At 65.1% G+C, this 23,081-nt stretch carries 14 protein-coding genes and 1 other RNA gene; 5 read left to right on the top strand and 10 right to left on the bottom strand.

What is annotated here, in order from left to right:
- Nucleotides 1-69: 69 nt before the first annotated feature.
- The gene (gene clpB, locus AWB74_RS27375; RefSeq protein WP_061149790.1) at nucleotides 70-2,667 is read left to right on the top strand and encodes an ATP-dependent chaperone ClpB; all 2,598 of its coding nucleotides are present in this window, start codon (nucleotides 70-72) and stop codon (nucleotides 2,665-2,667) included.
- A gap of 171 nt (nucleotides 2,668-2,838) precedes the next feature.
- On the opposite strand, the gene AWB74_RS27370 is transcribed toward clpB, so the two are convergent.
- From AWB74_RS27370 to trxA, 10 genes are all read right to left on the bottom strand, one after another.
- Nucleotides 2,839-3,297 (bottom strand): YidB family protein, encoded by a 459-nt coding sequence (locus AWB74_RS27370; protein ID WP_061149789.1) that lies wholly within the window; start codon nucleotides 3,295-3,297, stop codon nucleotides 2,839-2,841.
- A gap of 153 nt (nucleotides 3,298-3,450) precedes the next feature.
- A complete protein-coding gene (locus tag AWB74_RS27365) occupies nucleotides 3,451-4,041 on the bottom strand; it encodes a ComEA family DNA-binding protein (protein ID WP_061149788.1) in 591 nt (196 codons plus the stop codon).
- 219 nt (nucleotides 4,042-4,260) lie between these two features.
- On the bottom strand, nucleotides 4,261-6,471 hold the full coding sequence (gene pbpC / locus AWB74_RS27360; RefSeq protein ID WP_061149787.1) for a penicillin-binding protein 1C: 2,211 nt from the start codon (nucleotides 6,469-6,471) through the stop codon (nucleotides 4,261-4,263).
- Nucleotides 6,472-6,475: 4 nt separating this feature from the next.
- Nucleotides 6,476-12,508: an Ig-like domain-containing alpha-2-macroglobulin family protein gene (locus AWB74_RS27355; protein WP_061149786.1), complete on the bottom strand. Its 6,033-nt coding sequence runs from the start codon at nucleotides 12,506-12,508 to the stop codon at nucleotides 6,476-6,478.
- 85 nt (nucleotides 12,509-12,593) lie between these two features.
- Nucleotides 12,594-13,955: an MATE family efflux transporter gene (locus tag AWB74_RS27350; protein ID WP_061149817.1), complete on the bottom strand. Its 1,362-nt coding sequence runs from the start codon at nucleotides 13,953-13,955 to the stop codon at nucleotides 12,594-12,596.
- 40 nt (nucleotides 13,956-13,995) lie between these two features.
- Nucleotides 13,996-15,759, bottom strand: a complete 1,764-nt coding sequence (locus tag AWB74_RS27345) for an ArnT family glycosyltransferase (RefSeq protein ID WP_061149785.1) — start codon at nucleotides 15,757-15,759, stop codon at nucleotides 13,996-13,998.
- Nucleotides 15,760-16,009: 250 nt separating this feature from the next.
- The gene (locus tag AWB74_RS27340; protein ID WP_014191633.1) at nucleotides 16,010-16,264 is read right to left on the bottom strand and encodes a type B 50S ribosomal protein L31; all 255 of its coding nucleotides are present in this window, start codon (nucleotides 16,262-16,264) and stop codon (nucleotides 16,010-16,012) included.
- Between the two features lie 127 nt (nucleotides 16,265-16,391).
- Nucleotides 16,392-17,219 carry a M90 family metallopeptidase gene (locus tag AWB74_RS27335; RefSeq protein WP_061149784.1) on the bottom strand — a complete coding sequence of 276 codons (828 nt, stop codon included), beginning with the start codon at nucleotides 17,217-17,219 and terminating at the stop codon, nucleotides 16,392-16,394.
- Nucleotides 17,220-17,325: 106 nt separating this feature from the next.
- Nucleotides 17,326-18,591, bottom strand: a complete 1,266-nt coding sequence (gene rho, locus AWB74_RS27330; protein ID WP_014191631.1) for a transcription termination factor Rho — start codon at nucleotides 18,589-18,591, stop codon at nucleotides 17,326-17,328.
- 260 nt (nucleotides 18,592-18,851) lie between these two features.
- On the bottom strand, nucleotides 18,852-19,178 hold the full coding sequence (gene trxA / locus AWB74_RS27325) for a thioredoxin TrxA (RefSeq protein ID WP_008349330.1): 327 nt from the start codon (nucleotides 19,176-19,178) through the stop codon (nucleotides 18,852-18,854).
- 341 nt (nucleotides 19,179-19,519) lie between these two features.
- On the opposite strand from trxA, the gene ffs reads away from it, so the two are divergent.
- The 4 genes from ffs (at nucleotide 19,520) to recR (ending at nucleotide 23,074) form a co-directional block, all read left to right on the top strand.
- An RNA gene (gene ffs, locus AWB74_RS27320) (signal recognition particle sRNA small type) lies at nucleotides 19,520-19,618 on the top strand.
- Between the two features lie 153 nt (nucleotides 19,619-19,771).
- Nucleotides 19,772-22,006, top strand: a complete 2,235-nt coding sequence (locus AWB74_RS27315; protein WP_061149783.1) for a DNA polymerase III subunit gamma/tau — start codon at nucleotides 19,772-19,774, stop codon at nucleotides 22,004-22,006.
- Between the two features lie 104 nt (nucleotides 22,007-22,110).
- A complete protein-coding gene (locus tag AWB74_RS27310; protein WP_061125400.1) occupies nucleotides 22,111-22,437 on the top strand; it encodes a YbaB/EbfC family nucleoid-associated protein in 327 nt (108 codons plus the stop codon).
- Between the two features lie 40 nt (nucleotides 22,438-22,477).
- Entirely contained in the window at nucleotides 22,478-23,074 is a 597-nt protein-coding gene (gene recR / locus AWB74_RS27305; RefSeq protein WP_061149782.1) for a recombination mediator RecR, read from the top strand.
- Nucleotides 23,075-23,081: the final 7 nt, after the last annotated feature.

Here is a 23,081-nt window from a genome sequence, read left to right as displayed (position 1 = left end):
GCTAAACAGTGCTTGAAAGTGACAAAAAGCGCCTCATTTTGATCGTATTCAGAATTGGAGCTTCGAAAAATGAGAATCGACAAACTCACCACCAAATTCCAGGAAGCGCTCTCGGACGCGCAAAGCCTGGCAGTCGGACACGACAACCAGTACATCGAGCCGGTCCACTTGCTGGCGGCACTCATCGCGCAGCAGGACGGCTCCGCGCGCTCGCTGCTGTCGCACGCGGGCGTGCAGGTGCAGGCGCTGCTGGCATCGCTGAACGATGCAATCGCGCGTCTGCCGCAAGTTCAGGGCACGGACGGCAACGTTCAGGTGAGCCGCGAGCTCGCGGGCCTGCTCAATGCGGCCGACAAGGAAGCGCAAAAGCTCAACGACACGTACATCGCGAGCGAGATGTTCCTGATCGCCGTCGCCGACGACCGCGGCGAAGCGGGCCGCCTCGCGAAGCAGCACGGTCTGTCGCGCAAGGCGCTCGAAGCGGCGATCAATGCCGTGCGCGGCGGCGCGCAGGTCGACAGCCAGGACGCCGAAAGCCAGCGCGAGGCGCTCAAGAAATACACGGTCGATCTGACCGAGCGCGCGCGCGCCGGCAAGCTCGATCCGGTGATCGGCCGCGATGACGAAATCCGCCGCTCGATCCAGATCCTCCAGCGCCGCACGAAGAACAATCCGGTGCTGATCGGTGAGCCGGGCGTCGGCAAGACGGCGATCGTCGAAGGGCTCGCGCAGCGCATCGTCAACGGCGAAGTGCCGGAAACGCTCAAGGGCAAGCGCGTGCTGTCGCTCGACATGGCGGCGCTGCTCGCGGGCGCGAAGTATCGCGGCGAGTTCGAAGAGCGCCTGAAGGCCGTGCTCAACGACATCGCGAAGGACGAAGGCATGACCATCGTCTTCATCGACGAGATTCACACGATGGTCGGCGCGGGCAAGGCCGAAGGCGCGATGGACGCGGGCAACATGCTGAAGCCCGCGCTGTCGCGCGGCGAGCTGCATTGCATCGGCGCGACGACGCTGGACGAATATCGCAAGTACATCGAAAAGGACGCGGCGCTGGAGCGGCGTTTCCAGAAAGTGCTCGTCGATGAACCGTCGGTCGAGGCGACCATCGCGATCCTGCGCGGCCTGCAGGAGAAGTACGAGCTGCATCACGGCGTCGAGATCACCGATCCGGCGATCGTCGCGGCGGCGGAACTGTCGCATCGCTATATCACGGACCGCTTCCTGCCGGACAAGGCCATCGATCTGATCGACGAAGCCGCGTCGCGCATCAAGATGGAAATCGATTCGAAGCCCGAAGAGATGGACAAGCTGGACCGCCGTCTCATTCAGTTGAAGATCGAGCGCGAAGCCGTGAAGAAGGAGAAGGACGAAGCGTCGCAGAAGCGTCTGCAACTCATCGAAGAGGAAATCGAGCGGCTGAATCGCGAATATTCCGACCTCGAGGAAATCTGGACTGCCGAAAAAGCGGCGGTGCAGGGCAGCGCGCAACTGAAGGAAGAGATCGAGAAGGTGCGCGCGGATATCACGCGTCTGCAGCGTGAGGGCAAGCTCGAAAAAGTCGCCGAATTGCAGTATGGCAAGCTGCCCGAGCTCGAAGCGCGTCTCAAGCAGGTGACGCAGGCCGAGTCGCAGGAGCAGAACAACCCGACGCGTCCGCGCCTGTTGCGCACGCAGGTCGGCGCGGAAGAAATCGCGGAAGTCGTGTCGCGTTCCACGGGCATTCCCGTGTCGCGGATGATGCAGGGCGAGCGCGAGAAGCTGTTGCAGATCGAAGCAAAGCTGCATGAGCGCGTGATCGGCCAGGACGAGGCGATCGGCGCGGTCGCGGACGCGATCCGCCGTTCACGCGCGGGTCTGTCGGATCCGAACCGTCCGTATGGTTCGTTCCTGTTTCTGGGGCCCACGGGCGTCGGCAAGACGGAGCTGTGCAAGGCGCTGGCCGCGTTCCTGTTCGATTCGGAGGATCATCTCGTGCGCATCGACATGAGCGAGTTCATGGAGAAGCACAGCGTCGCGCGGCTGATCGGCGCGCCGCCGGGCTATGTCGGTTACGAGGAAGGCGGCTATCTGACCGAAGCGGTGCGCCGCAAGCCGTACAGCGTGATTCTGCTCGATGAAATCGAGAAGGCGCATCCGGACGTGTTCAACGTGCTGCTGCAAGTGCTCGACGATGGCCGCATGACCGATGGCCAGGGCCGCACCGTCGACTTCAAGAACACGGTGATCGTGATGACGTCGAACCTCGGTTCGCAGGTCATCCAGGGCATGATCGGCGAGCCGCAGGAGAACGTGAAGAACGCCGTCTGGGAGGAAGTGAAGCTGCACTTCCGGCCGGAGTTTCTCAATCGTATCGACGACGTGGTCGTGTTTCATGCGCTCGATCGTTCGAATATCTCGGCGATCGCGAAGATCCAGTTGCAGCGTCTGCATGACCGTCTGGCCAAGCTCGACATGGAGTTCGAAGTGTCGGATGCGGCGCTCGAGCAGATCGGCAAGGTCGGATACGACCCGGTGTTCGGCGCGCGGCCGCTGAAGCGCGCGATTCAGCAGGAGATCGAGAATCCGGTCGCCAAGCTGATTCTCGCCGGGCGGTTCGGGCCGAAGGACGTCATTCCGGTCGATGTGCGGGAAGGCAAGTTCGTGTTCGATCGCGTGGTGCACTGAGGCGCGGTGCTGCCGCCCGGTACGCCGGGCGGCGGTTCGATCGGAAAGGCAACGGAGCGATCCGTTGCCTTTTTTGTTGCCGTTTCGCGGCGCAAGCTCGCCGCCCCAAAAGCAAAAGCCCCGCGCGGCGCACAGCCTGCGGGGCTTTCCAACGAAAACGGAAAAACGCGCTTAACCCTGCTTCGGCTCTTCGCTCTTGCCGAAGAGACCCGCGAGGCCGCCGAGCGAACCGAGCACGCCGGTCAGATCGAGCTGGCCTTCGGGCGGCACTTCGCCGTTCGGCGTCGCGCGATCGACGATATGCGGCAGCACCGCCGCCAGCATGCCCGAGAGTTGATCGCCCGAGACGCCGGCCTTCTGCGCGAGCGCGCCGACATTGTCTTCACCGAGCACGTTCGTGAGCGTGCCGGGGCTGATGGGCTTGTTCTCGCCGGTGCCGATCCACGACTGGACGACATCGCCCGCGCCATGCTGCTGAAAGCGCTGGATCAGACCCATGATGCCGCCCGGCTGGCTGTTGATGAATTGCATCGCCACCGCGATCAGCGCGGCCTGGCCGGACTGGGCAGGTTGCCCGCCTTGTTGCGACGAATTGCCGAGGGAGGAAGCGAGGATATCGAGTAGGCTCATGGCGGTCTCACTACGAAAGGTTACGGGGTGGGTTCGCTCGCGCCGCCGCATCCGGATGGAGTGAAGGAGCGGCGGTGCGGGCATCGGCCGCGAGCGGCCGTTCGACGATGATCCTGCGAAGGCAATGTCCCTTCGATAAGGTTCCCCGAAGAATCACTGACTGGCGGCCGCGGCGCTGGCGGCCTTGTCTTTCTTGGTGCGCTTCGATTTGGCGGGTTTCGCGTCGCTCGCGGCTGCGGGGCTCGATGCAGTCGCCGTCGTCGTCGCTGCTGCGCTTTCCTTCTTCGATTTCTTCGATGCCTTCGTGCCCGATGCAGGCGTGGCAGGCGCGGTGGGTGTCGCGGCCGGCGTCTGCGCCGTCGTGGCCGCGGGCGAGGTCGCGGCGGTGGCCGCTGTCGAAGATTTGACCGTCGAGTTCGGCGCGGCGCTGCCGCCTTGCGTCGTCGTGGGCTTGGACGGCTTGCCCGTCGGCGGTAGTGACGAGCCGCCGACTGTCAGGCCGTTCTGCTCCAGGTTCGCAACGGACTTGGTGCCCAGGCCTTTGACGCGGGTCGCGAGATCGTCGGCGTCCTTGAACGGACCGTTCTTCGTGCGCTCGTCGATGATCGCTTTCGACTTCACCGGCCCCAGACCTTTGACCGATTCCAGCGCGGCTTGATCGGCGGTATTGACATCGACCGCGGCAAACGCGACGCCGATCGACACCATGAACGCCAGGCACAGCATCAACAGCTTTTTCAGCATGACGGCACTCCAGACTTAAGAAGAAAGGATAGATCGATAAGTTCGGGCCGATCGGAAAGCTGCCGTTAAGCATAGGGCAAAAAACCGTCCCGAACGATGACGGTCCGCATTGTGCACGACCCCGTCGCGTGCGCCGCGCTTCCCGCACAATCTTTAACGTTGCGCAACGCCGGACGGATGACGTCGCGGTTTCTGCCAGCGCAACGTTCGCGCCGCGCATCACCGGGACGCGCCGGCGGCCGTCTTCGCAAACGCGCCGCGAACCTCGAAGCCGACTTTATCGACGACTTCGCCCTTGGCATCGACCAGTTCCAGCACGTGACGGCCCGGCCACGGCAGCCATGCGGCGCGGGCGTCGTGGCCGTAAGGCTTGCCGTCGAGCCGCCACGCAAGGCGCGCGCCGCTGCCGGCGCGCTCGAACCATATGCGCTGCCGGGCCGGCGGGATATCCGGATCGAGCGCGAAGATCGTACCGTTCGTCGGTGCGCCGATGCGTCCCGCCAGTGCATCGTCCCGCGCGCCGCGCGCGGTCTGCGCCGCATTCGCCGTCAGGCCGATGTCGCTCATCTGCGTGCCGCGCACGAACCATTCGCTGCGCGCCGGTTCGATGTCGTTCTGATACGTGACACGCGTCGCCATGACGCCCGCCGGGGCATGCGGCGCCTGGCTATCCGATCGCCGATTTAGATAGTTGACGATCGCGTTCCATGCCGGCGCCGCGCCCGTCACGCCCGAAACGTCCCACATCGGCGCGCCATCGGCATTGCCGACCCACACGCCCACGGTGTATCGCGACGTGAAACCGACCGCCCAGTTGTCGCGCATGTCCTTGCTGGTGCCGGTCTTCACCGCGCTGAAGGTGCGCGTCGCGAGCACGCTGTCGAAGCCGAAGGTGCGCGTGCGCGCGTTGTTGTCGGCGAGGATGTCGGTGACGATGAAGCTCGCCTCCGGGCTGAATACGCGCGTGCCTTCGGGCGCTTCGCGATGGTCCGCGAGATCGAAAACCGGCCGCGCGACTCCGCCGTTCGCGAGCGTCCGGTAGGCGTTGGCGAGCGACGCCAGCGTGACATCGGCGCTGCCGAGCGCGAGGCTGAAACCGTAGTAATCGCCCGCCTTCGACAAGGGCAGGCCGAGCGCGACGAGCGTCTTGGCGAAGCGATGCGGCGTGACCATCACGAGCGTGCGCACCGCCGGCACATTCAGCGACGAGCCGAGCGCCGTGCGCACGCTCACCCAGCCCTTGAAGTCGTGATCGTAGTTTTGCGGAATATAGAGGCCGCCGCCGGTCGCGAGATCGAGCGGCGCGTCGTCGAGCAGGGTGGCGGCGGTGACGCGCTTTTCGTCGATCGCCTGCGCGTAGAGAAAGGGCTTGAGCGTCGAGCCGGCCTGACGCGCGGCGAGCACGGCATCGACTTCCGGCGCGTTCGACGACCCGCCCGCCGAGCCGACCCACGCGAGCACATCGCCCGATCGGTTGTCGATCACGATGGCCGCCGCATCGTGCACGTTGCGCGGATGCGCCCGCGCGTTCAGTTCGGCGAGCGTGCGCGCGAGCGTATCGCGGGCAAAGCGTTGCAGGCGCGCATCGAGCGTGGAGCGCACGCGCGCGCCTGCCGCCGGATGGGCTTCGCCCGCGATACGCCGCGCGAGATGCGGCGCGAGCGCGTCGTCGCCCTGAGCAAAAACGGGCACGGCGGCGGTGCGCGTCAGCGTGAGCTGAACGTAGCTGCTGAGGTTGTCGCATGGATCGACGTTGCGAGCGCCGTGCAGCGCCTGCATGTCGCGCAGGATCACGCACGCACGCGCGGCGACTTTCGGATACGGCGCGTTCGGTGCGCGCACCAGCGCGGCGGCAAGCGCGGCCTCGCGTTCGTCGAGACCGGAAGGCGCCTTGCCGAAGAGCGTCTGCGATAGCGCCGACAACCCGATGATCTCGCCGCGAAACGGCACGAGATTCAGATACGCCTCGAGGATCTGATCCTTGCGCCAGCTGCGTTCGAGCCACAGCGCGCCGACTGTCTGCTGCGCTTTTTCGCCGATGGAGCGACGTCCCGCGGATTTGCCTTCGTCATCAATGAGGCCGGTGAGCTGCATCGTCACCGTGGACGCGCCGCGCGTGCGCGTATTCCACAGGTTGCCCCACGCAGCGGCCGCCGCGCCGCGCCAGTCGACGCCCGCGTGCTCGTAAAAGCGCTTGTCCTCCGATACGACGATCGCCTCGCGCAATGCCGGCGACACGTCCGCGAGCGCGACCCAGTCGCCGCGCCGCGCGCTCTTGTCGATGCGCGTGCGTGCGAGCGGTTCGCCGTCGCGGGCGAGCAGCACCCAGTCGGAGCTGCGCCAGCTCGCGCGCACGTCGTCGAAGGACGGCGACGCGTGCGCCGCCGTCGACAGCATGCACGCGATGAGAAGGCAGGCGGCGCGTTTCATCGCATCACTTCGCCGCGAGCGGCTTGACGACGGGTTTGACAACGACGGGCGCATTCGGCAGCGCGCCGAACGACGAAGGCGCGTAGAGCGCTTCGACGCGCGTCGGCGGCAGGCCGAACGTGCCCGGATTGTTCAGGCGCATCGTGTATTCGACCTGGAGCTTGCCTTTCGGCAGATAGCCGTAATACGCGCGATAGCCGTCGAAGCCGCGCTCCACGAACGCGGGCCATGCGTCGCGATCCTGCTTCTCGCCTTGGGTGGCCGCTTGCGAATCGCGCCCGAGGCCGGAGCCGAGAATCGTCGCGCCCGCGGGAATCGGATCGTTGACGACGACCCAGGTCATGTCGCTTTGTGCGTCGATATCGAGATGCACGCGCACGATGTCGCCGCGCGAGAGGACGCCTTTCACGGCCGGATCGACCGGCGTGAGCGTCTTCGCGATGCGATAGCCCGCCGCGAACGGCGCTTTCAGCGCGACGGCCGCGAGGCTTTCGATCGTCGCCCACGGCTTGCCGGTGCCGTCTTGCGTGAGCATGAGCGAACCCGTCGACCACGGCAGCATGATGCTGCGCGCGTTCGCCGTGTTCGTCGCGGGCGTGGCCGAGGCGGGCGCGGGCGCTGATGTGCCCGATGCGCCCCAGTTCACGCTTTGCGTCGACGCACCCAGTTGAATCGACGTATGACCCGTGACCGGCGTGCTCTCGAACACATGCGAGAAGCGGTCGACCGCGAGCGCGCCCCACAGATTGGCGGTTGTCGTGTGCCACGCGCCGCTTTTCTGCAGCGCGAGCAATCCCGCGATGAGGCGGGGCATCTCGTCCTTCCAGCCGGGCGCGTCCGCGAAGAGGAGCGCGGTGCGCGCGGCGTTGGTCTCGGTGCCGGTCATGAGCCACCAGAGATCGTCGTCGCGTTCGGTCGAGAAGGTGAGGCGCGTGCCCTGATACGTCAGACGCGCGCGGATGATCTGCTCGGCCTGCGCGCGCTTCTCGTCGCGATTCGGAATGCCGTCGACGCGCGACAGGATCGCGTAGTAATCGAGCACCGCGGACGTCGGCCATTGATCCGGCGCGACCGTGATCGAGCCGAGCATGCGCGGCTGCGCGAGACCGTAGCGCGACAAGGCCTCGATCGCCGCGAGTTTTTCGTAGTCGAGATCGTTGCGCGGCGCCCAGAATTTGCGCTCGATCTTGCCGTCGATGAAATTCGCGAGACCCGCGGCCATCTGATTGCGCACATCGTCGGGCAGGGCGAAGCGGCGGTCCTGTTTCGCGGCTTCGTCGGTGACGGCGAGCAGATACGCGGTCAGCGTCGGGCTGCCGGTCGGGCGTTCGTCGTCGGCGGGCGGGAAGTAGTTCGCGAGGCCGTCGCGGTCCAGATAGGACGGCATTTTCGCAATCACGCCCAGCCATTGCGCGGCGTCCATCAGGCCGAGCGCGCGCGAGGTCTGCTGCTCTAGGCAACTGTACGGATAGCGCTCGAACCATCGGCGCACGCCGGGCAGGCCGTCCGCGAGCTTCGGCTGCAAGGACACGGCGATGCCGCCACGCACCGCGCCGTCGCTCGATTTGCTGGCATCGGCGGGCGGCGCGACGGGCAGCGTGAGCGTGCCATCGACTTGCGTGATCGTCGCCTGCTGCACGGCGACGGGAATGGCCGCGACGACCTTTTGCGTCAGCTTCACGGCGTCGCTTGCGGGTTTGGCAACCGAAGGTCCGGCCTGCTCGGACGCGCTCACGTTCCAGTCGAGACTCGCGGATGAGTTCATGCCGAGCACATCGGGCGTCGTCACATCCCAGGCCACTTCCTGCGACGATTCCGGCGCGAGCTCGACCGTGCGCGCATCGAGCGCAAGCGATCCGGCGTGCGGCGTAACGACGACGCGCATCGTCCGCGCCGTCGTGTTGCGCAGCGTGAATTGCGCGCGGAACGCATCGCCGACGCGCACGAGCGGCGGCAATCCCGAGATCAGCTGCAAATCCTGCGTGCTTTGAATCGATGCGCTGCCGGTGCCGAACTGCCCCGCGCCGACCGCCGCGACCGCGACGATCCTGAAGCGCGTGAGCGCGTCGTTCAGCGGTACGTCGATGGTGGCTTCGCCCTTCGCGTCGAGCGTCACGCGCGGATTCCACAGGAGGAGCGTATCGAACAGTTCGCGCGTCGCGCTGTGTCCGCCGCCACCGCCCGCGGGCACGGCCTTGCGTCCGAAGTGGCGCCGTCCGACGATTTCCATCTGCGCCGTCGCGGTTTCGACGCCGTACGCGCGTTGTTGCAGCATCGCGTCGAGCACGTCCCAGCTTTGATTGGGCATCAGTTCGAGCAAGGCTTCATCGACGGCCGCGACCGCGATCTGCGTGCCGGCGGGCGCGGGCTTGCCATCGGGCAGCGCGACCTTCACCTTGACGTGCGCCTTGCCGCGCACGGTATACGACTTCGCATCCGGGCTGACGCTCACCGCGAGCCTGTGCGACGCGGCGCCGACCCTGATCGACGCGAGCCCGTAACGGAACGCGGGCTTCGACAGATCGACGAGCGGCGTCGGCGCCTGATACTGTCGGCCTTCGTACCAGAACGCGCGCGCCCATTCGACGGGCGCCTTCCAGCCCCACGTGAAGAACGAATACCACGGCACGTTGCGGATGCGTCCGCGCAGCGCGAGCACCGACACGTAGACGTTCGGTCCCCACGCATCCTCGACCTTGAGTTCGACGGTCGGATCCTTGCCGTTCAGCTCGACGACGCGCGTCTCGACGATGCCCTCGCGCTCGACCGCGACGAGCGCCGTCGCCGAACGGAAGGGCATGCGCACCTGAAAACGCGCGGTTTCGCCGGGCTCGTAGCTCGTTTTTTCGGGCAGCACGTCGATGCGGTCCGTGTTCTCGCCGCCGAACCACAATTCGTCTGCGCGCGTGACCCACACGGATGTGCTCGCGTTGGCCGCCCGGCCGTCACCGTCTTTGGCGATCGCGATCAGATCGACGTTGCCCGGCTCTTTGAGCTTGGCGTCGCACGAGACGATGCCGTGATCGTCGCTCTTGGCGCTGCACAGCGTGCCGAGATCCTTGATCTCGGTGTGGTTGTCGTAGGCATAGAAGCCGCCGACCATGCGCTTTCTCGAACTCGACATCACGCGCGCGACGGCCTTGATTTCGACCGAAACACCCGCGCGCGGCTTGCCCTGCAAATCCAGCGCGATGGCCTGCACCGGCAGCGCGCCGCCGACCGACACCCAATGCCCTGCCTTCACGCCGACCGAGACCGCGGCAGGCCAGAGCGTCGCGGTGCCGCTGATCGTCTGAATCTCGCCGTTCGGATCGGCGAAGCTCGCTTCGAGCGTGAGACGTTTCGGCGATTCGACCGCCGGCAGCGGCTTGATCGTGACCTTGCCCGCGCCGTCGCGATCGAGCGTGACACGCAGTTTGTCGGCGACGAGCTTCGACGTCGCGTTGTCCTGCTCTTCGCTGTCTCCGTCCCCGGCGCTCGCGCTGGCGCCGTCGTCCGCGGGCTTGCGATACGGCGCGAAGCTAAACGCCTCGTACTGCGAAGCGAACGGCGGCGATACATCGCGCACGAGCGCCGACACCTGCACCGGCAGATTCGAGGCCGGTCCGCCTTGCACGTATTCGAGCCGCACCGCGACCGGCGCTTCCTGTGCCGCGACGAGTCCGGGCGCTTTGCTGTCGCCCGCCGTGATCGAGCCTTTGAAGACCGGCAGACGGAATTCCTCGACGCGGAAGCTGCCCGATTCGTACGACTGCGTGACGGCGTTGTCGTTGTCGTTGTCGTCGCTGTCATCGCTGGCCGTGCCGTTGTCCAGCGTGACGCTGTATTCGCCGAGCTTCGCGGCGGCAGGCACGGTGAAGGTCGTATCGGCGCTGTGGTCCGCGGCCCATTTCAGCGGCAGATGCCATGTTTGTCCGCTGCCGACGTGCCGGATCGTTACGCGCGTCGGATCGTGCGGCGCAAACGCGAAACCGTTCAGCGTTTCGACGCGCAGCAGATGCTTCATCGACACGGTTTCGCCGGCGCGCAGGAGCGTGCGGTCGAACACGGTATGCGCGCGTGTCGTGCGCGTCGCGCTCATGTCGGTCGGCACGTGGAAGCGCCACGATTCGATGCCGCGATTCCAGTCCGACATCACGAACGCCATGTCCGGTCCGCTTGCGGGATCGTTCACGCGCGCCGACACGAAGAAGCCGCCCCACGCAAGACTGCGCGCGTTGCATTCGCGTGCGGCGGCGAGCGGCTTGCCGATCTTCGCGATGCCTTGCGCATCGGTCTTCGCGGTCGCGATTTCATCGCCATTGCAGTCGGTCACGCGCACTTGCGCGTTCGCGACGGGCTTGCCCTTGTCGAGCGTCGTGACCCACACAAGGCTGTTCTCGCGTCCCTGCTTGAAATGCACGCCGAGGTTCGTGACGAGCACCGACGTGCGCACGTACATCGCCTGATTCTTGCCGAGCAGCGATGCGCCGAGCGCGGGCGAGCTCATTTCGACGACGTAAAAGCCAGGCTTCGTGAGCGGAATGCCGACGACTTCGAAGGGCCGCAACGCTTTGGGATCGGCGGCGGGCAGGGTGAGGGTTTCGACGCCGCGTTGTTTTGCCAGCATCGACAGCGAGCGGATGTCGATCTGCGGGTCTTTCGACACCGTGCCGTCCTCATTCAGGATGACGACCGGTGCGATGCCGTTGCTCAGCATCGCCGGCATGCGCTCTTCGATCGACGAGCGCGACATCGAGATGCCATCGAACGTGTCGACGGCGCGCATCCATTCGCGGATGTCCTGATCCGCATCGACTTTGAGCTTCGTGATTTGCGACGTGCCCGAGTTGAGCCCTTGCACATGCAGGTCCGCTTCGACGTGACGCAGCGTCACGGGGAGCATCGCGGGCATGCCGGCTTCAGCGAATCGTTCGATGATGCCGAACGTGCCCGACGAGAACTTCGCGAGCGGCGGCATCGCTGCCGTCGCGGTCTTGAGCGGGAAGAGATCGGCGTTCGCGAGCGTGCGGCCGCTCACGTCTTTCAGGTTCGCGGGCGCGTCGATGGTGAGATCGGCGCGCTCGGGCAGCGGCGCGGCGAACTCGACGGCGCTCACTTCCGCGTCTTTGTCCGCGGCATCGAAATGAGGCGTTGCGTTGCCTTTCGGTCCGCGCAGCACGAATTTCTGCGCGTCGGCGCGGCTGACCGGCGCGCTGAAATTCAGGCGCAGCGGACGCAAAGGCGTGCAGGGCGCCTTCGCGTTCTCGCGCTCGCACGAAAAACTCGCCGTGAAGGGCTCGCGCACCGTGAAGTCGAAGCGCTTCTCGACATCGTTGGCGATGCCGCTTTGTCCCGTCACGCCCGCGCCGTAGACGAGCTGCATCTTCGTTGCGGAGGGCAGCGTTTGCTGGCACGCAAGCGTGAGCACGCGGTCGCTTTCTTTATCGAGCCGGAAATGTTTGAGCAGTGCGGCGCGTGTCGGATCGTCGACGGTACGCACCGGAATGCGGTTGCCGAGCGCGCTCGACTCGCACCAGACATGCTGAAGCACGGAAGCCTGCGTCGCCGGGCCGTTCAGGCGCAGCACGAAGGCCTGATTTTCTTCGATGTCGCCATAGCCCGGCATGACGCGCGTGACGAACGGACCGCCCGTCTGGAACGCGAAATGGCGCGGGCCGGAAAGCGCGTTGCCCGCGACTGACTTGAGGCCGTCCGCGAGATCGAGCGCGCAGCGCACGCCGGGCGGCAGATCGTGCTCGAAATCGAAGGCCCAGGTCTTTTGATCGATCCAGCGGCCCGAACCCGCCAGCGCCGAGGCGCTCGCGCCGCTACAGACGACCTTGCCGGGCGCGGCGGCCGACGCGCTGCCGAAGGCGATCATCGGTTCGTCGAATTTGGCGACGACCTGCCGCACTTGCGCGACCTTGCCTTGCGGCGACACGCTCGCGATGCGCGCGGCATCGGCCCGGTGAAGCACGGCGCTAAAACCAAGCGCTGCGATCAGCGTGCATGCGGCCAGAATCCATTTTTTTTGTGACGTTGTTATGCGGCTCATCCACTCGCTCCGAGACTGACTCGACGCGAAATTCTACTGGAGCCTTACGTCATTCTTTCCGATCACGACGCTTTTCGACGACAGCTCAGTCGGCGTCAACCCGCGACACGCGCCGCGCGCTCACGCGTCGCCAATAAACGAAGAGCCCGACGCCCGCGACGCCCAGACTCGCCGAGTTGGCGATCCAGAAGCCGCGCGCGCCCTGCAGCCATTCGGGCACGCCGCCGCCAATATCGAAGCCGAGCAGATAGCCGCCGCCGAGCCCGATGCCCCACAGCGCGACGGCATAGATCACCGTCGGCACGACCGTCACCTTGTACGCGCGCAAGATGAACGCGACCGTGATCTGCAGCGCGTCGCCGAGGTGATAGAAGAAGATGATGAGCACGAGCGGCATCGCGGCGGCGATCACGTTCGCGTCGGGCGTATAGGCGGCGATCACGTGCGGGCGGGCGGCAATCAGCGCCACGCCGTACACGAGCGCGAGCACGCACGCCATGCCGATGCCGTGACGCCCGATCGAGCGCGCGTCGTCGAAACGCTGGGCGCCGAGCGCCTGCGACACGAGCGTCGACGACGCAATGCCGATCGACAGCGGCGTCATGTACAGCACCGCGCCGAGATTGCCGGCGATCTGATGGCCGGCGAGCGTGGTCGTGCCGAAGCGCGAGATGAAGAGCGCCATGAACGTATACGACGTCACTTCGATGAGATACGAGAGACCCATCGGAATGCCGAGGCGCAGAAGCGCGAATTGTCGCCGCCAGACGGGCCAGCAGAAGTGCGAGAAGATGCCGAACGGGCGGAAGAACTCGACCTTGAAAAGCACCGTCATGCCGACGATCGCCAGCGCCCAGTTGATCAGCGTGCTCGCGAGTGCGCAGCCGGGACCGCCGAGCGCGGGCACGCCCGCGCCGCCGAAGATGAACCAGGTGTTGAGCGGAAACTTGAGCAGCAGTCCGCCGACTTGCAGAAACATCACGAGCCGCGGCTTGCCGACCGCGTTGGTGAGCGAACTGTAGACGCGAAACGCGAGGCTCGCGGGCAGGCCGAACGACAGAATCCGCAGATAGTCGACGGTACGGTCGTGCAGCGCGGGCGGCGCTTTCGCGAGCGAGAGAATCGGCTCGGGAAAGTAGAGCAGCACGAAGCCGATGACGGTGAGCGCCGCGGCAAGCCACAACGCCTGCCGCGTCTCCTCGCCGATCTCGCTTTCGCGGCCCGCGCCGAAAAGCTGCCCGGCGATCGGCTGCAGCGCGACGAGAATCCCCGTGAGCCCGATATACACCGAAATATAGACGGAGCCACCCAGCCCGAGCGCGGCGAGATCGGTGGCGGAGAAGCGGCCGACCATCGCGGTATCGATGACGCCGAACGCGATCACCGCCAACTGGCCGATCAGCACCGGCCACGCGAGCGCGGCGATCTTGCGCACGTCGCTCAGCATGCCGGTCGTGCCGGTCGGTGTCGGGATCGCGCGCATCGCGTTACTGCGGCCGGCGCAGGCTCTTCGGACGCAGCGGTTTCTTCGCCGGCGGCGTGGGACGCTCGGTGCGCACGTACAGGCGGAAACGCTCGTCGCGGTCGGCGACGCGTCTGCCTTCCCACACGAGCTTCCACTGGAACGCCGACATCGACGACGGCTCGCCGAAGTCCGCCGGGTCCTGGCGCAGGATCACGTCGCAGTCTTCGTCAAATGCGAAGTGCATGCCGCCGAAGTAGGCGAAGGTAGCGATCTGCGCGTCGCCCAGGCGCACGGGCGAAATGCAGGTGTAGTCGGGCGGCAGGTGCACGGCGATCTGCTCCGCGACATCGCGATACGTCCGGCTGTAGTTCACCACCGGCAGCCACAGAGTCATGAGCAGTACCCACATGAGCGTGGTGCCCGCACTCGACAGTACGACGCTGCGCCACAACACTTTCGGGTGACGCGCGAGACGCCAGCGCGCGAGCATGAACCAGCAGATCGTCACGGCCACCGCGCAGACGAAGGAAATCAGCTTGAACTCGGGATGGAAGCCCGGCGCGAGACGCGCGAGATTGCGGGCCATCGGCGCGGGAAAGCCGAACATGCCCGCGGTCCACACGAGCCATACCAGCGAGCCGATGACGGTGAAGCTCAGCATCGCGAACCAGTCGATCGCGTTGATCGCGCCGCGCTTCAACGTGGGCAGCGCGAAGGTCGCGAGCACGGAGAGCGGCGGCAGGAGCAGCATGAAGAGCCGGTTGGTTTCGTGCGCCTGCAGGACGACGAGCACGAGCAGCGGCCCGATGATCGACAGCGGCACGCCCACGTGCGGCGAGCGCCGCAGCCCGCCCCAACTGACGAACGCCCATATCGCGAGCGGCCACGCGGGCCACGTGAAGAGCGGCAGGTTCTTGATCGCGTAGCCGAGGATCGCGCCGGGCGTGCCGGAGAAGAACGAGAAGCTGTTGCGCCACCATTGGCGCAGCCACCATTCGCCGTCTTCGGGGAAGTAGTGCAGCGTGGGCAGCACCCACGCGGCGATCAGCAGGATCGCGACCGGCAGGCCGAAAATCAGAAGCGGCGCGGCGCGTACCTGCTTCACGATGATCGTCATCGCGAGCGTGCAGAGCAAAAGCGCGAACACGAGCACGGGCGAGCTCGACAGCCCGACCACGCCGATCGCCACGCCCCACACGAGGCCGCCGTGGATCGGCTTGTCGAGGCTGCGCACGAGGCCGTAGATGAGCATCGCGGTGCCGGCGAACTGCGCGAGTTGCGGGGTGGTTTCGTGGCCGCGCTCGGCGAGGCCGAAACACGCGAGCAGGATGAGCAGAGCGCCGTCGGCGAGCGTGCGGCCGTAGTCGCGCGGCTCCGGCTCACCGCCGAATGCGTATTTGAACGGCTGCGCTTCGTCGCGCCGGCCGAGCAGATAGGTCGAATACCAGACGAATGCGCACGCCAGACAGAAGAGCAGACCCGTGACCACGCGCGACGCGTTGCTCGCATCGACCCACGGGCTCAGCAGCCGGATCGCCGATGCCCCGAGCCAGTACATCAGCGGGCCATCCGCGGTCGGCGCTCGGCCGACGAGGTTCGGCAGCAGCCAGTCGCGCGCGTCGCCGTTGGCCATCGTCCACATGACGCCGAAGCCCGCCGCATCCTCGTTCTTCCACGGATCGCGGCCGAACAGGCCGAACGACGCGTAGGTGATACAGATGGCGAGCAGCAGCCAGCGCGGCAGGGCGCTGGTGGCGGAGGCAGTCAGACGAACGACAGATCGCATGCGAGAAGGCTTGATTGGATAAGGGGCCGCTCATCTCGCGCAAGGCGCGGGCGGGGCCGGAGCAACCGGCATTGTAGTCGCGCGGCGTCGTTGAAGGCGGATCGACGTTGCGCGCCGTGGCCAGACGCAACGACGTTCGATCGATGCAGCAAAGGCGGTGCCGAGGCGCGCCGCCTGAAATACGAAAAGCAATCGGCGACAAAAAAGGGCAGCCAAAGCTGCCCTTTTTTGCTGAAGCCCGAAGTCCGACTTACTTCTTGGTGGAGAAGCGCGCGAACTTGTTGTTGAACTTCTCGACGCGGCCTGCCGTGTCCATGATCTTCTGCTGGCCGGTGTAGAACGGGTGCGATTCCGACGACACTTCGATCTTCGCGAGCGGGTAGGTCTTGCCGTTGAATTCGGCGGTTTCGCGCGTCTGGATGGTCGAGCGGGTCACGAACCTGAAGTCGTTCGACATGTCGACGAACAGGACTTCGCGGTAATCCGGGTGAATGCCTTGTTTCATGGTCTTTCCTGATAACTGGCGGTAGCCAACCCGCTGCGCTTTCACATGAACCGCGCGAGTCACTTGCCTAGGGTCGAAAAACGGCGATTATGCCAGAAAATCAGTTGCTTGACACTTTTTTCGAAGTCTACGCGACAAGCGCGCCCACGCCCGCCGGATCCTGCCGGTAATAGCGCGCAAGCAGGCGATAAAGCTCCGGATACTCGGCCTCGAACGCCTTCGGCGTCACGAAAAGCGCCTCGCTGCACACCGCGAAGAATTCCGACGGATGATCCGTCGCGTAAGGATCGATCAGCGATTCGCGCTCGAAGCGGTTCCAGCGGCGCTCCGGCACCGCGTCCACGCGCGCGCAGAAGTGATCGTAGGCGTTATCGAAGATGTCGGCCCAGGTGGTCGTATCGAGCGGTGCGTGCCAGCGGCGAAAGAGCGGTGGATGCCCGTCGGCGATGCCCGTCACCATGTCGATCTTGTGCGCGAACTCGTGGATCACGACGTTGTAGGCCTCCGAGCCGTCGGACATTTGCGCATCTTCCCACGAGAGCACGACGGGGCCGCCTTCCCACGCCTCGCCGCTTGCATCGTGCTCGACTTCGTGCACGACGCCGTCTTCGTCCTCGACCGTCTTCCGGATCACGAATTCGCCCGGATAAACAATCACGCCGACCCAGCCGCGATACAGATCGAGGTCGAGATTGAGCACCGGCAGGCAAGCCTGCGCGGCGATCGCGACGATCATCTGATCGGTCAGTTCGAGATCGTGCGCCGTCGAGAATTCCTTTTGCGCGATGAAAAGGCTCGCGCTCTCGCGCAAACGCGCGAGATCCTGCGCGCCCAGATGGCCGAAGCACGGATACGCGGCGAGCGTGCGCTGCCAGAGCGCGTCGTCGATGGCGTATTTGCGCAGCGCGCGCTCGCGGCGTTGCGCGCCGAACCAGCGGGTGAAGAGGTTGGCCATGCGTCGAATCGAGAGACTGGAACAGTTGCGGATTGTACGCACGGCCCCAACAAAAAACCGCCTGACAAAGCAGGCGGTTTTCGTTCGAACGCAAAGCTTGAGCGGATCAGCCTCCGCCGCGACGCATCATGTCGAAGAACTCGGCGTTGTTCTTCGTCTGACGGATCTTGTCGAGCAGGAATTCCATTGCTTCGACTTCGTCCATGTCGTGGATGAACTTGCGCAGCACCCAGACCTTCTGCAGCAGATCCGGCTTGATGAGCAGTTCTTCGCGGCGCGTGCCCGACTTGTTCAGGTTGATCGACGGATAGACGCGCTTTTCCGCGAGACGCCGCTCGAGGTGCACTTCCATGTTGCCGGTGCCCTTGAACTCTTCGTAGATCACGTCGTCCATGCGGCTGCCCGTTTCGATGAGCGCCGTGCCGATGATCGTGAGCGAGCCGCCTTCCTCGATGTTGCGTGCCGCGCCGAAGAAGCGCTTCGGACGCTGCAGCGCGTTGGCGTCGACACCGCCCGTCAGCACCTTGCCCGACGCCGGCACGACCGTGTTGTAGGCGCGCGCGAGACGCGTGATGGAGTCGAGCAGAATCACGACGTCGTGCTTCATTTCGACGAGACGCTTCGCCTTCTCGATGACCATCTCGGCCACCTGCACGTGACGCGCGGCGGGTTCGTCGAACGTCGACGCAATGACTTCGCCCTTTACCGAGCGCTGCATTTCCGTCACTTCTTCCGGGCGCTCGTCGATGAGCAGCACGAACAGGATGACGTCCGGATGATTCGCCTTCACCGCGTGCGCGATGTGCTGGAGCATCACGGTCTTGCCCGACTTCGGCGACGCGACGAGCAGGCCGCGCTGGCCCTTGCCGATCGGCGAGATCATGTCGATGATCCGGCCCGTCACGTTTTCTTCGCCGCGCATTTCGCGTTCGAGCGGCAGCGGCTTGTTCGGATGCAGCGGCGTGAGGTTCTCGAACATGATCTTGTGTTTCGAGGCCTCGGGCGGCTGCCCGTTGACTTTGTCCACCTTCACGAGCGCGAAATAACGCTCGCCGTCCTTCGGCGTGCGTACTTCGCCTTCGATCGTGTCGCCGGTGTGCAGATTGAAGCGGCGGATTTGCGACGGACTGATGTAAATATCGTCCGTGCTCGCGAGATACGAGGTTTCGGGCGAGCGCAGGAAACCGAAGCCATCGGGCAGCACTTCGAGGGTGCCGTCGCCGAAAATCGTGTCGCCAGCCTTGGCGCGCTTTTTAAGAATCGCGAACATGAGTTCCTGCTTGCGCAGGCGGTTCGCATTTTCGATTTCGAGGCCATTGGCCATCTCGATCAGTGCGGAGACGTGCTGAGACTTGAGCTCGGATAAATGCATACGGATTTCCCGCCGGGGAGAAGAGGTGCGACAGAAAGATTTGGGAGAAGAGGTGAGCGGAACCGCTCGAGACTTAGTACTTCTTGAACTCTTGTGATTCTAGCATAGCACACGCCACACGAGCCTCGGGTGGGCTTTGGGCGGGGCTTTTCGGCCGATGTTGTCGTGTGACAACATCGGCTGCATCGCCGTGCGCGTGGATTGCGCCGTGGATGCCGGACGCTGACGCCGGGAGATGCCGGCGCTCGCCGTGGATGCCGTTACAGGTTGCTGTCGAGGAACGCGGTCAATTGCGACTTGGACAATGCGCCGACCTTCTGCGCGGCCACTGCGCCGTTCTTGAAGAGAATCAGCGTAGGAATGCCGCGCACGCCGAACTTCACCGGCGTCGACTGATGCTCGTCGACGTTGATCTTCGCGATCTGCAGACGATCGCCATAATCCTTCGCGACTTCGTCGAGGATCGGGGCAATCATTTTGCACGGACCGCACCACTCGGCCCAGAAGTCGAGCAGGACAGGTTTATCCGACTTGACGACATCCTGTTCGAAAGAAGCGTCGCTGATGTGCTTGATTGATTCGCTCATTGTCTGAATACCTCTATTGATTCGAGGCCCGCGTTTTGAATGCTCGCCACGATACAACAAACTGAGAAAAATTTCGTCGCCAACGGGCATGTTCAAGCCCGCTCGCCATGCGCCAGTACGACTCGCACGCGGCGGCGAATGACTCGCGAAAGCGCAAAATGCACCACTTCCGCACAATTCACCGGTCATCTTAGCTTACTTTGCTATCCGTTGCCGGGTGCCGATAGGGCGCATCTGAGGGCGGAAACACGTAGTGCAAGAGGGCATCCGTTACTCCGGTAACTCCGTGCGATCGAGCGACGCCTTCCGGCATCGCGTGGCCCCGTGATACAATTCGTCGTGACGGGCCTCCTCGCATGGCGGCGCGGTCAACCTGGTCAGGTCGGGAACGAAGCAGCCACAGCCGTTTTCCACCAGTGCCGAGGGTCGGGCTCGTCACCTTCCGCTTTTCTTCTGCTGTTCCCTCTCGTTTTCCCCTGTTTCGTCGACGTGTAGCACGCTGTCCGCGTGTGGCTTTTCCGTGCGTTCGCTCGGGCCCGATGGCCCCGCCGGACCGGCGTTTGCACGAGGTCGTTGCTGATACAATTTCGCGCATGACCTATCAAGTTCTCGCACGCAAATGGCGGCCGAAATCGTTCGAGTCGCTCGTCGGCCAGGAGCACGTCGTCCGTGCGCTCACGCACGCGCTCGACGGCGGCCGCCTGCATCACGCCTATCTGTTCACGGGCACGCGCGGTGTCGGCAAGACGACCCTCTCGCGCATCTTCGCGAAGGCGCTCAACTGTGAAACCGGCGTGACCTCGAAGCCGTGCGGCGTGTGCCGTGCGTGCCGGGAAATCGATGAAGGCCGCTTCATCGATTACGTCGAGATGGACGCGGCGAGCAATCGCGGTGTCGACGAAATGGCGGCGCTGCTCGAGCGCGCCGTGTACGCACCCGTCGATGCGCGCTTCAAGGTCTATATGATCGACGAAGTGCACATGCTCACGAATCACGCCTTTAACGCGATGTTGAAGACGCTGGAAGAGCCGCCGCCGCACGTGAAGTTCATCCTCGCGACGACCGATCCGCAGAAGATTCCGGTCACCGTGCTGTCGCGCTGTCTGCAGTTCAATCTGAAGCAGATGCCGGCGGGGCACATCGTGTCTCATCTGGAGAACATTCTTCAGGAAGAGCAGATCACGTTCGAATCGCAGGCGCTGCGTCTTCTGTCGCGCGCGGCCGACGGCAGCATGCGCGACGCGCTGTCGCTCACCGATCAGGCCATCGCGTATTCGGCCAACGAAGTCACCGAGGAAGCCGTGCGCGGCATGCTCGGCGCGCTCGATCAAAGCTACCTGATTCGCCTCATCGACGCGCTCGCATCAGGCGATGGCGCGCTCGTGCTTGAAATCGCCGACGAAATGGCGCTGCGCAGTCTGTCTTTCTCGACGGCGCTGCAGGATCTCGCGAGTCTGCTGCATCGAATCGCGTGGGCGCAGTTCGCACCGTCGTCGGTGCTGGATGAATGGCCGGAGGCCGCGGACATCCGCCGCTTTGCCGACATGCTGTCGGCCGAGCAGGTTCAGCTCTTTTATCAGATCGCCACCATCGGGCGCGGCGAGCTCGGTCTCGCGCCGGACGAATACGCTGGCTTCACGATGACGCTCTTGCGCATGCTCGCATTCGAGCCTGCGGGCGGGCCGGGCGGCGGTGGTGTCGCGGTGAGCGCGCCTTCGGCTGCGAAACCCGCGCGCAGCGCGGCGCTTGCGGGCGCGATGGCCGAGCGCGCAGTCGCGCCGGCGCCGGTGGCGAAAGCGCCTTCAGTGGAACCCGTCGTCGTCAAGGCGAAAGAGACGCCGCCGGTCGAAGCCGCTGGCGAAAGCGAGCAGCCCGCCGCGCCCATCGAAGCGAGCGAGCCCGTACCTGTGAAACCCGCGCCGGTGCCGAGCGCTGCGCGGCAGGCCGTCGATGAAGTCGCGCCCGCTGCACCGCGCGCATCGGAGCCAGAAGCGTCGTCGCGCGCTGGCGGCGGCGCTCGCGCGGCGCTCGAAGTGCTGCGCAGCGCGGGCATGCGTCTTTCGTCCGATCGCGGTGCGCGCGGCGCTTCGGTTGCGCCAGCGGCTGCGCCCGCTGCGCCGAAACCCGTCGCGAAGCCGGCGGTACAAGTCCAGGTCCCGACGTCCAAACGCGCGGCGCCGGCCGCCGAACCGAAGGCCGCAGCAGGGGACGCAAACAAGGCGAACGTCATTCCGCCGTGGGAAGACATGCCGCCCGACGACTATTCGCCGGCGGCATCGGCGGACGAATATTTCATGCTGCCCGATGACGGTTTCGTGCCCGCTTTCGATAGCGGTCCCGACGACATGCGTTTCGGCGCGGAGCCGGCAGCGAAACCCGCGCCCGTCATCGACGCCACGCCGCTGCCGCCCGCCGTGTCGCTCGACGTGCTCGGCGTGACCGTGGAATGGCCCGTGCTCGCCGTCGATCTGCCGCTGAAGGGCGTCGCCTATCAGCTCGCGTTCAATAGCGAACTGACTGCCTGCGACGCGAGCTCCGTCACGCTCGCGGTTGCCGTCCAGATGTACACCGATGCCACGCACGTCACGAAGCTCAAGGCCGCGCTCGTTGAGAAGCTCGGCCGCGCGATCGAAGTCAGCGTGAATGTCGCGCCCGCGCGCCGCACTGCCGCCGCGCTCGATGCCGCGGACCGCGCGCGCCGCCAGCAGGAAGCCGAGCAGGAAATCAAGCAGGATCCGTTCGTGCAGTCGCTGATCCGCGATTTCGGCGCGAGTATCGTGCAAGGCTCGATCAAGCCGATTGCCGCATCGGGCGCGAGTCCGTCGTGAACTGAAGCGCGCGGCGTGTTGTCGACGTCGCGCATCCGCACCGAATGTCGAGCGCGCGCCGGGCGCACGCTGGCACCACACGTTTTCCAGTAAGGAGCCTAACCATGATGAAGAACCAACTCGCCGGGCTGATGAAACAGGCTCAGCAGATGCAGGAAAACATGAAGAAGATGCAGGATCAGCTCGCGCTGATCGAGGTCGAGGGCCAGTCCGGCGCCGGTCTCGTGAAGGTGACGATGACTTGCAAGAACGACGTCAAGCGTGTGTCGATCGACCCGAGCCTGCTCGCCGACGACAAGGACATGCTGGAAGATCTCGTCGCCGCTGCGTTCAACGATGCCGTGCGCAAGGCCGAGGCGACCACGCAGGAAAAGATGAGCGGCATGACCTCCGGCATGCCGATGCCGCCGGGCTTCAAGCTGCCGTTCTAAACCCGCGCGCCGGAGCGATTCCGGCGTGTCATGAGGAAACATGAAACAACCTTCCGCCCTGTCGGCGCTCGTCGAGGCGCTGCGCGCGCTGCCCGGGGTCGGCCCGAAATCGGCGCAGCGCATGGCGTATCACCTGATGCAGCACGACCGCGCGGGCGCCGAGAAGCTCGGAGCATCGCTGCTGTTCGCGACCGAGCATCTGAAGCACTGCGAGAAGTGCAACACCTTCACGGAAAGCGATATCTGCGAAGTCTGCACCGACGAGGAGCGCGATCCGGCCTTGCTGTGCGTCGTCGAGACGCCCGCCGATCAGATCATGCTCGAACAGACGCTCACGTATCGCGGGCTCTACTTCGTGCTGATGGGGCGGCTCAGTCCGCTCGACGGCATCGGTCCGAAGGAGATTCACTTCGAGCGCCTGATTAGCCGCGCGCTCGACGGCATCGTGCAGGAAGTGGTGCTCGCCACCAACTTCACGAACGAAGGCGAGGCGACCGCGCACTATCTCGCGCAGACGTTGAAGAGCAAAGGGCTGAAGGTGACGCGGCTCGCGCGCGGCGTGCCGGTCGGCGGCGAGCTCGAATATGTCGATGCGGGCACGATCGCGCGCGCGATGCTCGACCGGCGTTCCGTTTAAGGATCGA

It is taken from the genome of Caballeronia arvi (assembly GCF_001544695.2).
GTDB classification, from domain to species: domain Bacteria; phylum Pseudomonadota; class Gammaproteobacteria; order Burkholderiales; family Burkholderiaceae; genus Caballeronia; species Caballeronia arvi.
The sequence above is the reverse complement of the archived record's forward strand: the minus strand, read 5'-3'. Positions and strand labels throughout refer to the sequence as shown.